Source organism: Oceanibaculum pacificum, assembly GCF_001618175.1.
Taxonomy (GTDB): Bacteria; Pseudomonadota; Alphaproteobacteria; order Oceanibaculales; family Oceanibaculaceae; genus Oceanibaculum; species Oceanibaculum pacificum.
The window spans coordinates 1-12300 of the sequence record NZ_LPXN01000003.1 but is presented as its reverse complement, the minus strand read 5'-3'; the positions used below and the strand labels follow the sequence as shown (position 1 = coordinate 12300).

The 12300-nt window shown below is 66.9% G+C and carries 13 protein-coding genes; 4 read left to right on the top strand and 9 right to left on the bottom strand.

Going from position 1 to position 12300, the window contains the following annotated elements; all coding sequences use genetic code 11:
* Positions 1-131 precede the first annotated feature (131 nt).
* The 5 genes from AUP43_RS01210 to ftsE form a co-directional block, all read right to left on the bottom strand.
* Positions 132-3566: an LAGLIDADG family homing endonuclease gene (locus tag AUP43_RS01210; RefSeq protein WP_067551480.1), complete on the bottom strand. Its 3435-nt coding sequence runs from the start codon at positions 3564-3566 to the stop codon at positions 132-134.
* A gap of 243 nt (positions 3567-3809) precedes the next feature.
* Positions 3810-4523 carry a lysophospholipid acyltransferase family protein gene (locus AUP43_RS01205; protein ID WP_067551477.1) on the bottom strand — a complete coding sequence of 238 codons (714 nt, stop codon included), beginning with the start codon at positions 4521-4523 and terminating at the stop codon, positions 3810-3812.
* Positions 4520-5161 carry a YdcF family protein gene (locus tag AUP43_RS01200; RefSeq protein WP_232314844.1) on the bottom strand — a complete coding sequence of 214 codons (642 nt, stop codon included), beginning with the start codon at positions 5159-5161 and terminating at the stop codon, positions 4520-4522. Before AUP43_RS01200 ends, AUP43_RS01205 begins: the two co-directional genes overlap by 4 nt.
* Positions 5162-5170: 9 nt before the next feature.
* Entirely contained in the window at positions 5171-6079 is a 909-nt protein-coding gene (locus AUP43_RS01195) for a cell division protein FtsX (RefSeq protein ID WP_067551474.1), read from the bottom strand.
* Positions 6080-6091: 12 nt separating this feature from the next.
* Positions 6092-6769 (bottom strand): cell division ATP-binding protein FtsE, encoded by a 678-nt coding sequence (gene ftsE, locus AUP43_RS01190; RefSeq protein WP_157089178.1) that lies wholly within the window; start codon positions 6767-6769, stop codon positions 6092-6094.
* Between the two features lie 236 nt (positions 6770-7005).
* Here ftsE and AUP43_RS19340 point away from each other — a divergent pair, with 236 nt between their 5' ends.
* Positions 7006-7848 carry a DUF3426 domain-containing protein gene (locus tag AUP43_RS19340; protein WP_067551468.1) on the top strand — a complete coding sequence of 281 codons (843 nt, stop codon included), beginning with the start codon at positions 7006-7008 and terminating at the stop codon, positions 7846-7848.
* A gap of 11 nt (positions 7849-7859) precedes the next feature.
* On the opposite strand, the gene AUP43_RS01180 is transcribed toward AUP43_RS19340, so the two are convergent.
* Entirely contained in the window at positions 7860-8624 is a 765-nt protein-coding gene (locus tag AUP43_RS01180; RefSeq protein ID WP_067551465.1) for an SDR family oxidoreductase, read from the bottom strand.
* Positions 8625-8888: 264 nt separating this feature from the next.
* Here AUP43_RS01180 and AUP43_RS01175 point away from each other — a divergent pair, with 264 nt between their 5' ends.
* Positions 8889-9377, top strand: a complete 489-nt coding sequence (locus tag AUP43_RS01175) for a hypothetical protein (RefSeq protein WP_067551462.1) — start codon at positions 8889-8891, stop codon at positions 9375-9377.
* 64 nt (positions 9378-9441) lie between these two features.
* Here the strand turns inward: AUP43_RS01175 and AUP43_RS01170 are convergent, their stop codons facing one another.
* Positions 9442-10119, bottom strand: a complete 678-nt coding sequence (locus AUP43_RS01170) for a DJ-1/PfpI family protein (protein WP_067551459.1) — start codon at positions 10117-10119, stop codon at positions 9442-9444.
* A gap of 60 nt (positions 10120-10179) precedes the next feature.
* Here AUP43_RS01170 and AUP43_RS19155 point away from each other — a divergent pair, with 60 nt between their 5' ends.
* Both AUP43_RS19155 and AUP43_RS01160 read left to right on the top strand, forming a co-directional pair.
* Positions 10180-10395 (top strand): AbrB/MazE/SpoVT family DNA-binding domain-containing protein, encoded by a 216-nt coding sequence (locus tag AUP43_RS19155; protein WP_067551457.1) that lies wholly within the window; start codon positions 10180-10182, stop codon positions 10393-10395.
* Positions 10382-10729: a type II toxin-antitoxin system PemK/MazF family toxin gene (locus AUP43_RS01160; protein WP_067551454.1), complete on the top strand. Its 348-nt coding sequence runs from the start codon at positions 10382-10384 to the stop codon at positions 10727-10729. The genes AUP43_RS19155 and AUP43_RS01160 overlap by 14 nt, the downstream gene beginning before the upstream one ends.
* Positions 10730-10814: 85 nt before the next feature.
* Here AUP43_RS01160 and AUP43_RS01155 read toward each other — a convergent pair whose 3' ends face one another.
* Both AUP43_RS01155 and AUP43_RS19150 read right to left on the bottom strand, forming a co-directional pair.
* Positions 10815-11846: an OmpA family protein gene (locus AUP43_RS01155; protein WP_084462401.1), complete on the bottom strand. Its 1032-nt coding sequence runs from the start codon at positions 11844-11846 to the stop codon at positions 10815-10817.
* A gap of 274 nt (positions 11847-12120) precedes the next feature.
* Positions 12121-12300 (bottom strand): hypothetical protein (locus AUP43_RS19150; protein WP_198154776.1); only part of this gene is annotated, 180 nt, incomplete at its 5' end.

The following is a 12300-nucleotide window of genomic DNA, read 5'->3' as shown; positions in this document are numbered from 1 at the left end:
GTGTCCTTCGAGACGCCTGCTCCCGCAGGCTCCTCAGGACGAGATCTGGGCGGAAAGACTGCGCCAAGCTCCCTCATGCTGGGGAGCGCTCGTCAGAGGGCGTCTCGAAGCATCGCGGGGCAAACGCCCCCTCACCCGCATTTCGAGTAGCCGCAGGAGGTGCAGGTGTCGCACCCTTCCTGGCGGATCAGGCTGGGCTGGGCGCATTTCGGGCATTGCCGCAGGCGCTGGTCGGTCATGCCGACCACCTTGCGGTCGGCCAGATGGCCCTGGCGCTTTTCCTCCGGCTGGGGGATGAAGCCGATATCCATCAGATGGCGCTCGATCACATCGCCGATGGCGGCCAGCAGCGAGGGGACGTAGCGCCCGCCGACCCATTGGCCGCCGCGCGGATCGAACACCGCCTTCAGCTCCTCGACCACGAAGGAGACGTCGCCGCCGCGCCGGAACACCGCGCTGATCATGCGCGTCAGTCCGACAGTCCAGGCGAAATGCTCCATGTTCTTGGAGTTGATGAAAATCTCGAAGGGCCGCCGGCGGCCGTCCTGGATCACGTCGTTCAGCGTGATGTAGATGGCGTGCTCGCTCTCCGGCCAGCGCACCTTGTAGGTCTTGCCGGGCAATTCCTCCGGCCGGTTCAGCGGCTGGGTCATGTAGACCACGCCGCCGGCCTCGAAGATGTCGGCGGGCCGCGCCTCGGGCTTGTCCAGCGCCAGCTCCGGCTGCTGCGTGCCCTCGGTGGTGTCGGGCTTGGCCTGCAGCACCGCCCCGGTGATCTCGTTCGGCCGGTAGGTGGTGCAGCCCTTGCAGCCGGTGTCATAGGCCATCTGGTAGACGGTCTTGAACTGCTCGAACGGCAGATCGACCGGGATGTTGATGGTCTTGGAGATCGAGCTGTCGACATATTTCTGCACGGCGGCCTGCATCACCACATGGTCGGTGGGCGACAGCCGCTGGGCGTCGACGAAGGCGTCGGTCAACCGGGCGTTCTCGCCCTTCAGCCGGCGATAGAGGCGCAGCGCGTAGTCGGTGACCTGCTCCTCCTTGCGGCTGCCGTCGGGCATCAGCACGGTGCGGGTATATTCGAAGCTGAACACCGGCTCCAGCCCGGAGGACACATTGTCGGCCAGGATGGAGATGGTGCCGGTCGGCGCGATGGAGGTGAGCAGCGCATTGCGGATGCCGTGCTCCGCAATCGCGGCGCGCACATCCGCGTCCAGCTCGCCGACAGTCTCCCCGGCCAGGTACTTCTCCCGGTCGAACAGCGGGAAGGCCCCCTTCTCCTTCGCCAGCTCGACCGAGGCGAGGTAGGCGGCGCGGCGGATCGCGCCCATCCAGCGCTCGGTCAGCGCGATGGCGTCCGGGCCGCCATAGCGCACGCCGCAGAAGATCAGCGCATCGGCCAGGCCGGTGACGCCGAGGCCGATGCGGCGCTTGGCCTGGGCCTCGTGCAGCTGCTGCGGCAGCGGAAAGCCCGACACGTCGGTGACATTGTCCATCATCCGCACCGAGGTCGCGACCAGCGCCGCCAGCTTGTCCATGTCGATGGACGCGCCGGCCTCGAACGGGTTCTGCACCAGCTTCGCCAAATTGATCGACCCCAGCAGGCACGCGCCATAGGGCGGCAGGGGCTGCTCGCCGCAATTATGGACATAGAGACCATTGGCGTCGAAGGCGTTCACCCCCGGCACCTGAACGTCGTAGACCGGCTCCATGCCCGCCGGTTCAAGCGCCGCGACCGTGGCCGTGAAGCGCTCCCGGTTCAGCGTCCGGCTGTACGCCGCCAGCAGCCTATCCAGCCGCGCGCGCTTGTCGCCGTCGGTAAAACCGACGCGTTCATGGAACGCCAGCAGGTTTGCGCCGCCGATCACTAATTCATGCTGCGCCAGCGTGGGGTAGTGCTGAAAGCCACCCCTACCGTCCGGCAGCCGGCTATAGCCGGCGGGCCGCCGGTCGCGATAGAGCCGGGACATGATGCCGAGACGCAGGAGCATGCGCTGCGCCGCTCGCAGCACGCCAAGATCGCTCTGCGCCAGACGAATGCTGACGCCCTTGCCCTGGTGACCTTGAACGCTGCCGTCGCTATCGAACAAACCGGCCAGGAAGCCGCGATGAAAGGCGCTGGAGGTCGTCTCCAGCCCGGCCGTGGCCGTCTTGGCGCCCGGCGCCATGCCGATATCCTGCGCCAGCTTGCGCAGCGACGCCGTCGCCAGCCGGTATTCACCACGCCCCGGCACGGCGAACCACCCTTGGAAATCCGCGCGATGCGGCAAGGCGCGAACCGCGCCGAGCGCGCGATCCATGACCGCCAGAACGCCCGCCTGCTCGACCCCGCCATTGACCGCCTCGCGGCCTGGCCAGGCGCTCAGCACCGCCTTGTCGGCCTTCAATGTGCCGTCGCCCAGCAGCAGGCCGATCAGATAGCCTTCCTCCTCGCCATATCTGCCGGGCCAATCGGGCGCACTGCGATGATCGTGCAACATGATCTCGTCGCCCGGCCGCAGATCGCCCGCCGGCGCCCATGTCGCTTCCAGACGGTAGCGGGTCTTAACCGATACGCGCCGCACCTTGTGATCGGCGGTCAGCGTCAGCGTGAAGCCTTCCCGCGTCCGCAGCCGGATGACCGGCTTCACGCCGGTCGGAAAGAAGCCTGCCTCGCCCGTGCGGAAATCCACGCCGTCCACGCGCGCGTCGAACGGCGTGCCACAAAGATCGGCCACCCGGCACGGCCCGGCAGCGGTATGCACCCAGCTATCGCCAGTGACGCAGGGATTGGTGGCGGCGATGGTTTCGCAATATTGCAGATTGTTGCGGCGGTTGATGCGGTCGATGAAGATCACGCCCGGCTCGGCATAGGCGTAGGTGGCGCGCATGATCTTCTCCCACAGCGCGCGGGCCTCCACGGTGCGGTAGATTGTGCCCTTGAACACCAGATCCCAGGAATCATCCTCCTTCACCGCCTGCATGAACGGGTCGGTCACCAGAACCGACAGGTTGAACATGCGCAGGCGGCCAGCCTCCTGCTTGGCGGCGATGAAATCCTCGATGTCGGGATGGTCGCAGCGCATCGTCGCCATCATCGCGCCGCGCCGATAGCCGGCGCTCATGATGGTGCGGCACATGGCGTCCCACACATCCATGAAGGGCAGCGGGCCCGAGGCATCCGCCCCCACGCCCTTCACCGGCGCGCCCTTGGGCCGCAGCGTGGAGAAATCGTAGCCGATGCCGCCGCCCTGCTGCATGGTCAGCGCGGCTTCCTTCAGATGCTCGAAGATGCCGGCCATGTCGTCCGGCACGGTGCCCATGACGAAGCAGTTGAACAGCGTGACGCTGCGCGCGGTCCCGGCCCCGGCGATGATGCGGCCGGCCGGCAGGAACTTGAAATCCTCCAGCGCCTCGTAGAAGCGATCCGCCCACAGCGCCTTGTCGGCCTCCGGCGCGGCCAGTGCCGTGGCGATCCGACGCCAGCTATCCTCCAGCGTGCGGTCGATCGGCGCGCCCTCGGCGTCCTTCAGCCGGTACTTCATGTCCCAGATCTGCTGCGAGATCGCCGCCATGCCTGCCATCGTGACGCCCTTGAAGGAAGGAATCCGGGCCTCAGCCTATCACTTTCCGCATCGGCCAGAAAGAAAAACGTTCCTGTTATGTACTCAATGAGGTTTTACGGCCAAGCACCCCATCTCATTGAAAGATTGGACTTGTCCTCGTTATCCACAACCCGTGTGCTGTGGATGGATGGGTTTTGCCCCCACCATCCACATTATTCACAGGGTTGCGCACAGGAAGGCGGAAGCTCATCGCCGCCCCGCTTACCGCCGGCCTTCTTCCAGCAGGCGGTCGCTGGCGGCCTCGGTGCGGGATTCCAGCTCGGTCATGAAGGCGCCCTTCTCCAGGCCGGGGGGAATCGGCGGCAGGAATTCCAGCACGATGGTGCCGGGGGTCTTCATGAAGGCGTTGCGGCCCCAGAACAGGCCGGAATTCAGCGCCGCCGGCACCACCGGCAGGTTCATGCCGCGATACAGCGCGGCGATGCCGGCCTGGTAGGGCACGTCGGCCCCCGGCGCGGTGCGCGTGCCCTGCGGGAAGATCACCGGCACCTTGCCCAGGGCGGCGGCCGCCCGGGTGTCCAGCACAAGCTGGCGCAGCGCCTTGGCGCCGCCCTTGCGGTCGATGGCGATATGGCCGCCGCGCAGCGCGTACCAGCCATAGAGCGGGATCGACAGCAGCTCCTTCTTCAAGATGTAGGCCGGCCGGTCGAGCAGCAGGAAGAAGATGATCGTCTCCCAGGCCGACTGGTGCTTGGCGGCAACGATGAACGGCCCGTCGGGCAGATGCTCGCGCCCGCGTATCTCGTGCCGCACGCCGACAAAGACGCGCAGCAGCACCACCACGCCGACCGCCCAGAGCCGCTGGCCGACGCGCACCAGCAGCGGCGAGACCAGCAGCGGCAGGCCGGCGGTGGCGACCAGCGCGGTCCAGACATAGAAGCTGGCGTTGAACAGCAGCGAGCGGACCCACATCATGCGTCGGCCTGCCGTATCTTCTCCGCGATATAAAGGCGCAGGCGCGCCATCAGGAACTTGTTGTACTCGCTGAAGATCAGCGCCGCCGTGCCGGGCCAGCGCCACCAGGCCTCGGCGCGGAATTCCTCGGGGAAGACCGGGTTCGGCACGATCTCGATCTCCGGCATGGCGGTGGAGAATTCCAGCAGGCTGCGGCGCATATGATAGCTGGCGGTCACCAGCCGCAGCGAGGCGAAGCCGTTATTACGCATCCACAACGCCGTCTCGGTGGCGTTGCCGATGGTGTTGTCGGCGCTGTAATCGATATCGATGCGGTCGTTCAGCGCAGCACTCCATTTCGGCGTCAGCTGCACCAGCGCCTCGCGGGTCACGCCGGGATTCACCCCCGACACCAGCAGCCGCCGGCCCTTATCCTGGTGCAGCAGCTCCAGCCCGGCTTCCAGCCGCTTGGCGCCGCCGGTCAGCACCACGATGGCGTCGGTGGCGCGCGCCGGATCGGCCACCGCTTCGGGAATCTCTCCGGCATAGCGGAACAGCCCGCCGATCCACAGCGCGAGCAGGATGGTCCCGGCGACGGCCAGGCCGCGCCAGCGCGGCTTGCGCCGGGGGGGAAAGAAGCGACGTTTCGGCTCCGACACAGGGCCTCCTCAGACGAGACGCGACAGCGCCCGAATAACGGATAGTCGAGCCGTTATAACCGATAACAGGATCGCGACCAGCGGAACCGTGGCCAACAAAATCCAATCCGCCATCTCCAGTCCCAAGCTCAGCATGCCGGCCATCGGCGCGGGCGCGCCGTCCAGCCCTTGCCCCATGCGCTGTAAAACCGCCAGCGCCCCGCCGGCCAGCAGCGCGCCCAGCAGCGCGCCCAGCAGGCTGAGGGTGAAGGCCTGGCGGGCGAATTCCCGCGCGATATAGCTGTCTCGCGCGCCGATCAGATGCAGCACGTCGATCACCTCGCGGTGGATCGCAAGCCCGGTGCGCACCGCGAACACCACGGCGGCCACGGCGGCCAGCGCCACCAGCGCCACGATGGCGGCGGCCACCGCCTCGACCGATTGCGCCAGGCGCACCAGGTCGCCCAGCCAACGGCCATGATCGTCCAGCGTGGCGCCGGGGGCGAGCGCGGCCAGCCGGCCCTCCAGCGCGGCGAAATCGACCCCGGCATTGGGAATCAGCGTCACGTCGATCAGCCGTGGCAGGGGCAATTCCTCGATCGCCGTGCCGGCCCCCAGCCAGGGTTCCAGCAGCGCGCGCGTCTCCGGCTCCGACAGCGGCGTGGCCGAGGCGATGCCCGGCGTGCGGCGCAGCAGATCGACGATCTGGCCGATCCGCCCTTCCAGCGTCGCGGCGGTCTTGGCGTCGGTCGGCGGCGGCACCTGCACGGTCAGCGTGCCGGAGAGCGCCCATTGCCAGCGCCCGACGACATTCTGCGCCGCCAGCAGCCCGGCCACCGCCAGCACCGCCAGGAACACCATGACCGCGACGATCCAGGGCAGGAAGCGGCTGGAGGCATCGCCCCGCAGCGGCAGATCGGAATGGCGGCGCCAGAACATCGCTCGCTCCCCTCAGGCCGCCGCGCTGTCGCCGCCCGGCCCGATCAGCCGGCCGCCGCGCAGATGCAGTTGGGGGTAGCTGAAGCGATCCACCAGCCCCTGATTATGGGTGGCGATCATCACCGTGGTGCCCATGCGGTTCAGCTCCTCGAACAGGTAGAGCAGGCGCATGGCGATCTGGTCGTCGACATTGCCGGTCGGCTCGTCGGCCAGCAGCAGCTTCGGCCGGCCGATCACCGCGCGGGCGATGGCGACGCGCTGCTGCTGCCCGCCCGACAGGGTGGCCGGCAGCGCGTTCACATGCTCGCCCAGGCCGACCCAATCCAGCAATTCCGGCACATGGCGGCGGATCAGCGCTTCCTTCGCCCCGGCGATGCGCAGCGGCAGCGCCACATTGTCCAGCACCGAGAGATGGCCGAGCAGCCGGAAATCCTGGAACACCACGCCGATCTTACGGCGCAGCGCCGGCAGTTCGGCGCGCGCGATGCCGGCCACGTCGCGGTCGAACAGCCGCACCCGGCCGGAAGTCGGCTTCAGCCCCAGATAGATGATCTTCAGCAGCGTCGATTTGCCCGCGCCACTGGGACCGGTCAGAAAGTGGAAGGAGCCGGATTGCAGGAAGAAGCTGACCTCTTCCAGCACGGTCGGACCGTCGCGAAAGCGCATCCCAACCTTCTCGAAGCGAACCACTGTTTCTACAGCCCTTTCTGCGGCCGGCGCGGCATCGAAGCCGTACCGTCCTTCTCTCCCGGCAAAGAGGCGGCAAGATGGCACAGGGCGGGGGGCAGCGTCCAGCGATGGCCCAGCAATGACCCTGGGATAACCCTGGGATAACCCTGGCGGATCGCACGCCCGATGGCCGGCTTGCTTGTCAGCGCCCCCGCCGACACGGTACAAGCTAAGCACGCAACGAGGCCGCGCCGTCCATGATCCTGTCCTGTCCCCGATGTTCCGCCCGTTATGCCCTGAGCGAAGCGCAGCTCGGCCCGTCGGGACGCAAGGTGCGCTGCAAGGAATGCGGCAATACCTGGTTCGAATCCCCGCATCCGCCGCAACCGCCGGTGAAGGTGGTCGCCAAGCCGCCCAAGGCGGAAGCGCCGCCGCCGAAACCCGAGCCCGCGCCGGAGCCGGCCGCCGATCCCTTCGCCCATCTCGACGCGCCCGAACCGCCGCAGGACGAACCGTTCCAGGAGGAGCCCTGGAATCCCGAGCCCCCCGCCGACGATTTCGACCAGGCCATGGCCGGGGCCGCGCGCTTCGACAGCGAGGCGGAGGAGCCGCGTCATCCCCGCATCCCGCGCCTGCCGCGCGTGCCGCCGGAAACCAAGAAGCCAAGCCGCATCGGCTGGCTGCTGATCCTGCTGCTGATCGTCGGGCTGGTGGCGGGCGGCTATATGGGGCGGCAGCAGATCGTCGCCGCCTGGCCGCCCGCGGCCCTCGCCTATGAGAAGATCGGCCTGGCCGTGCCGGTTCCCGGCGACGGGCTGTTGATCCGCAATGTCCGCGTCGAGCGGCTGCTGGAAGGCCAGGCGCTGATCCTGGTGGTGGAAGGCGAGATCGCCAATCTGAGCGAGGACATCCAGCCGGTGCCGATGATGCGCGCCGCCCTGCGCAGCACCGAGCGCAAGGAATTGCAGGATTGGCTGTTCGAGGCCGACGCGCCGACGCTGGAACCCGGCGGCATCACCGGCTTCCGCACCGAGTTCGTCAATCCCAGCGGCGAGGCCGCCGACATCGTCGTCACCTTCAGCGCCACCGGCCAGATGTAAGGCACCCTTTCTTAAACGCAGCGCCCGCCATCGATCTCCATCGCCAGGCCGGTGAGGAATTCAGATTCGTCGGTTGCCAGGAAAAGCGCCGCATTGGCAATGTCGGCCGGCTGGCTGAAACGCCCCATCGGGATGACCGAAACGAATTTCGCGCGCTTTTCCGCCGTGTCCTCGCCCATGAAATCGGCCAGCATGCCGGTCTCCCCGGCCACCGGGCACAGGCAGTTCACGCGAATCTTCTCCGGCGCCAGCTCGACCGCCATGGATTTGGTCAGCGTGATCGCAGCGCCCTTGGAGCCGTTATACCAGGTCAGCCCCGGCCTTGGCCGCAGCCCGGCGGTCGACGCCGTGTTGATGATCGATCCGCCCCAGCCCTGCTTGCGGAACACCGGCACGGCATGTTTGGCCGACAGGTAGATCGCCTTGGCGTTGACCGCGAAGCAGCGGTCGAACTCCTCCTCCGTCACGTCGAGCATCGGCTTGTTCTTGTGCGTGTAGCCGGCATTATTGACCATGATGTCGAGTCGGCCGAAGGCGGCAAGCGCGCGGTCGACCAGGGCCTTCACCTCGGCATCCCTGGAGATGTCCGCCCGCACGAAGATCGCGCTGCCCTTGCCGTGCGCCGCGTCGATCTCGGCGGCGACGCGCTGGCCGCCGGTCTCGCTCAGATCGTTCACCACCAGTTTGCAGCCTTCCTTGGCATACAGCTTGGCGATGCCCTCCCCGAAGCCCGCACCGGCGCCGGTGACGATGGCGACCTTGTCTTTCAACCGCATGATTTTCCTCTCCTCTTCTTGCCTCTGATGGGCGTTTGTCGGAGAAAGTCTAGCGGCCCCCGCCCGGCCTCGCCAGCCCTGCCGCATTGCGGTAAGGTGAGGCAGCCATGCAACAATCCCGCACTCCGATACCGTGCGGTTGTTTTATGTGTTCTCAATGGGTTGCGAGGCGGTGTTGAGGATGGCATAGTGGCAAATATTAGGCGTCGCTGCGGCGGCCCATCGGCGTTCGCAAGCGGCCCGGGGCGGGCTTGAGAGGGGACCATGGGGGGAATTTCCACACGGCATAAGGCTGCCATCGCGCTGGTCGCGGTGCTGGCGATGGGCGTACCGCAGACGGTATTCGCCGCCTGCGCCATGCCGAAGGAACGGGCTGCGCTGGAAGCCCGGGTGCTGCAGAGCGAGCTGATGATCGCGGCGCTGAGCTGCAATCAGCGCCCCAGCTACAATGCGGTGGTCACCAAATATAAGGGCGAGATGGCGACGACCGGCAAATCGCTGAAGCAGTATTTCAGCCGGGTCTATGGTGGCCAGTCGAGCGCCGAGTTGAACGGCTTCGTCACCCGCATGGCGAACGAGGCCTCGCAGCGCAGCCTGGCGGAGCTGGATGCATTCTGCGGGTCGGCGGCGCAGAAATTCGCCCATCTGATGGAAAGCAAGGCCAAGAGCTTCGAGGAATTCGCCGCCGTGCAGCCGACCGCCGCCGCGCATGGCGTGGCCGTCTGCCAGTATACGGCGGCCAAGACCCGCTGAGCGAACCCGCAAAAGGCGCGGCATGAGGCCGGTCCCCACCCAAGGGTAGGGAGCCGGCCTTTTTTCATGGCTGGAGCGTCGCGGCGACCTTACGGGCCACCTCTTGACGCTGCCGCTGGAAGGCGGCTGTGCTCTCTTCTACGCCAGCGACGGTGGCAGCTTCCGCGCTGCGCGGCGACCCGCCGGCAAAGGGCGGCGCGGGATCGTATTCCATCGCCAGCTGCACGCGCTTGGTGCGCGCCTCGCCGAAAATCTCCGCCATCAGGGTAAGCGCGAAATCGATGCCGGAGGTTACCCCGGCGCCGGTCACCCTGTTGCGGTCGATCACCACCCGCTCCGCCACCGGCACCGCCCCGAAATAGCCGAGCTGGTCGAGCGACAGCCAGTGGCAGGTCGCCCGGTAGCCGGTCAGCAGCCCCGCCGCCGCCAGCACCAGGGAGCCGGTGCATACCGACGTCACGTAGCGCGCGCCCGCGGCCTGGCGACGCAGGAAATCCAGCACCTCGGCATCCTCCATCAGCGCCAATTGCCCCGGTCCGCCCGGCACGAACAGAATATCGGCCTGCGGGCAATCGGCAAAGGCGACGGTCGGCAGCAGCCGCAGCCCGGCCCCGTCAGCCACCGGGGCGGTATCCTTCCAGGCCAGATGCACCGTCAGCTCCTTGAAGCGCGACAGCACCTCGAACGGACCCGTCAGATCAAGCTGGGTCAGGCGCGGGTAAAGCAGCATCACGACGTTCATGAGGGCCTCTTGTCAGCGGTAAGGAAAATTCTTACATTAAATGATATCGGGAGGCACATCGTGATCATCAGCAAGCTGACCAGCAAGGCCCAAACGACAATTCCCCAACCCGTCCGCAAGGCGCTGCATTTGCGCGAAGGCGATGAGCTTATCTACGAGATTGAGGGGGAACGCGTGATTTTGCGGAAGGCATCAAGGCAGACGGCGGAAGATCCGTTTGGCACCTTCAGCGAATGGGAGTCGGCGGCGGATCAGCGGGCTTATGGCAAGCTTTGAACGCGGCACGATCGTCCGGGTCCCCTTCCCCTACACCGACAAGGCGGCGCGCCAGCATCGCCCGGCGCTGGTGGTGTCGGACGGCGCCATCGGATCAGAGGCGGCTTTTCTGTGGGTGGTCATGATCACCAGCGCCGAGAATCGGCGATGGCCCGAGGATATAGCGCTGATCGATGGGTATCGCGCGGCTGGCCTGCCCGCCCCGTCACTGATCCGCACCGTCAAGATCGCCACCATCGAAGCGCGCCAGGCCGATCCGCTCGGCCGGATCGATGCCGCGACGCTGGGCGCCGTCGAGCGGCAATTGCGCCTTCACTTGCATCACGAGCCATAAAAAAACACCCGGCCGATCGCTCGGCCGGGTGTCTTGTCTCTTGCCGTGGAACACGCCCCCGAAAGGACGCCCCCATCCTGCGGGATTACTGCAGGATGATTTCCACGCGGCGATTCTGCGGCTCGCGCACGCCATCGGCGGTCGGAACCAGCGGATCGGTCTCGCCACGGGCTTCCACGCCGATCTGGCCCTGGGTCAGGCCTTCCTGGACGAGCGCACCGCGAACGGTCTCGGCGCGACGCATGGAGAGGCGCTGGTTGTAGGCGGTCGGGCCGGAGCGGTCGGCGTGGCCGACGAGCTGCAGGCGGGAGATGCCGCCCTTCTTGGCGTTGTCGGCCGCGAGCTTCACGATCTGGCGGGCGTCGCCGGTCAGGTCGGACCTGTCGAAGTCGAAGAACACCAGGTAGTTACGCGGAACCGGCGGCGGAGCCGGAGCAGCGGCCGGGGCCGGAGCGGGCTGCGGGGCCGGAGCGGCGACCGGAGCCGGGGCCGGCTTCGGCGGCGCGCCGAAGGTGTAGCGCAGGCCGACCATCACGGTGTGCGCGGTGTACTCGCCATCCACCGAACCGGTCGGGCCGGAGAATTCCGGATCCTGGGTCGCGAAGTAGCGGTAATCGGCGAACAGGTCCAGCTGCGGGGTCAGCGCGTAGCCGACGCCGGCAATGCCCTGATAGGCCAGGACGATGTCGGAATCGTTGATCGCGCTGCCGGCAATCGGGCCAACGCCGTCATACTTCACGCTGGCGCCACCGATACCGACGCCGAGATACGGCTTGAAGCCGCCCATGTTGAAGTCGTACAGGGCGTTCAGCATCAGGGCCGCGGCACGGCCTTCGCCGGAACCGGCGCCACCGCCGAGCTGGTCGACGTCATTCACGCGGTAGCTGAATTCCAACTCCAGGCGGGGACCGCCGAAATTGTAACCCAGCGAAGCGGCGCCCATCGGGCCCCATTCGAATTCGGCGTCGGTGTTCACACCGCTGCCGGAGATGTCGGAATCTTCCAGATAGTTCCCGCCCAAGCCGAAGCCGACATACGGCCCCGACTGCTGCGCCAGTGCCACCGACGGCACAGCCATGATCAGCGCTGCGGCGAGAAAACGAGCCTTTGTAGCCATAGCCCATTACCCCTGATGCTGTTTTAGATAACCTGCAAGCCTAAATAATTCTGCTTTGATTGCAGTCAATTAGGCAGTTTCTCTCTGGTAGCAGAAAAACAGCGGGGACTCACGACAAACCCGAGACCTGTTGCAGGAAAGTTGCCTTCGCGGCATATATGCAACAGTGAGTCGCGATGGCCACGCCCTCCTCAATCCAGCACATTCGCTATATTAGCGTAAAACGGATCGGTGGCGTAGCGTAAAGCGCACCCCGGCAAGGTGCAGCGCGGCGTCAGCGTGGCGGGGGCGCGTCCGGCTTGGGGCCGCGCGGCCGGTCCAGCGCCTCCAGGAACGCCGCGCGCTCCTCCGGCGACAGGGCTTCGGCGATGGCCAGCATCTGGCGATGGAAGGCGGACTGCACATCGATGGAGCGGTCGCGCAGGCGGTCCAGGGCGGCGGCGGCGGCGGCGGC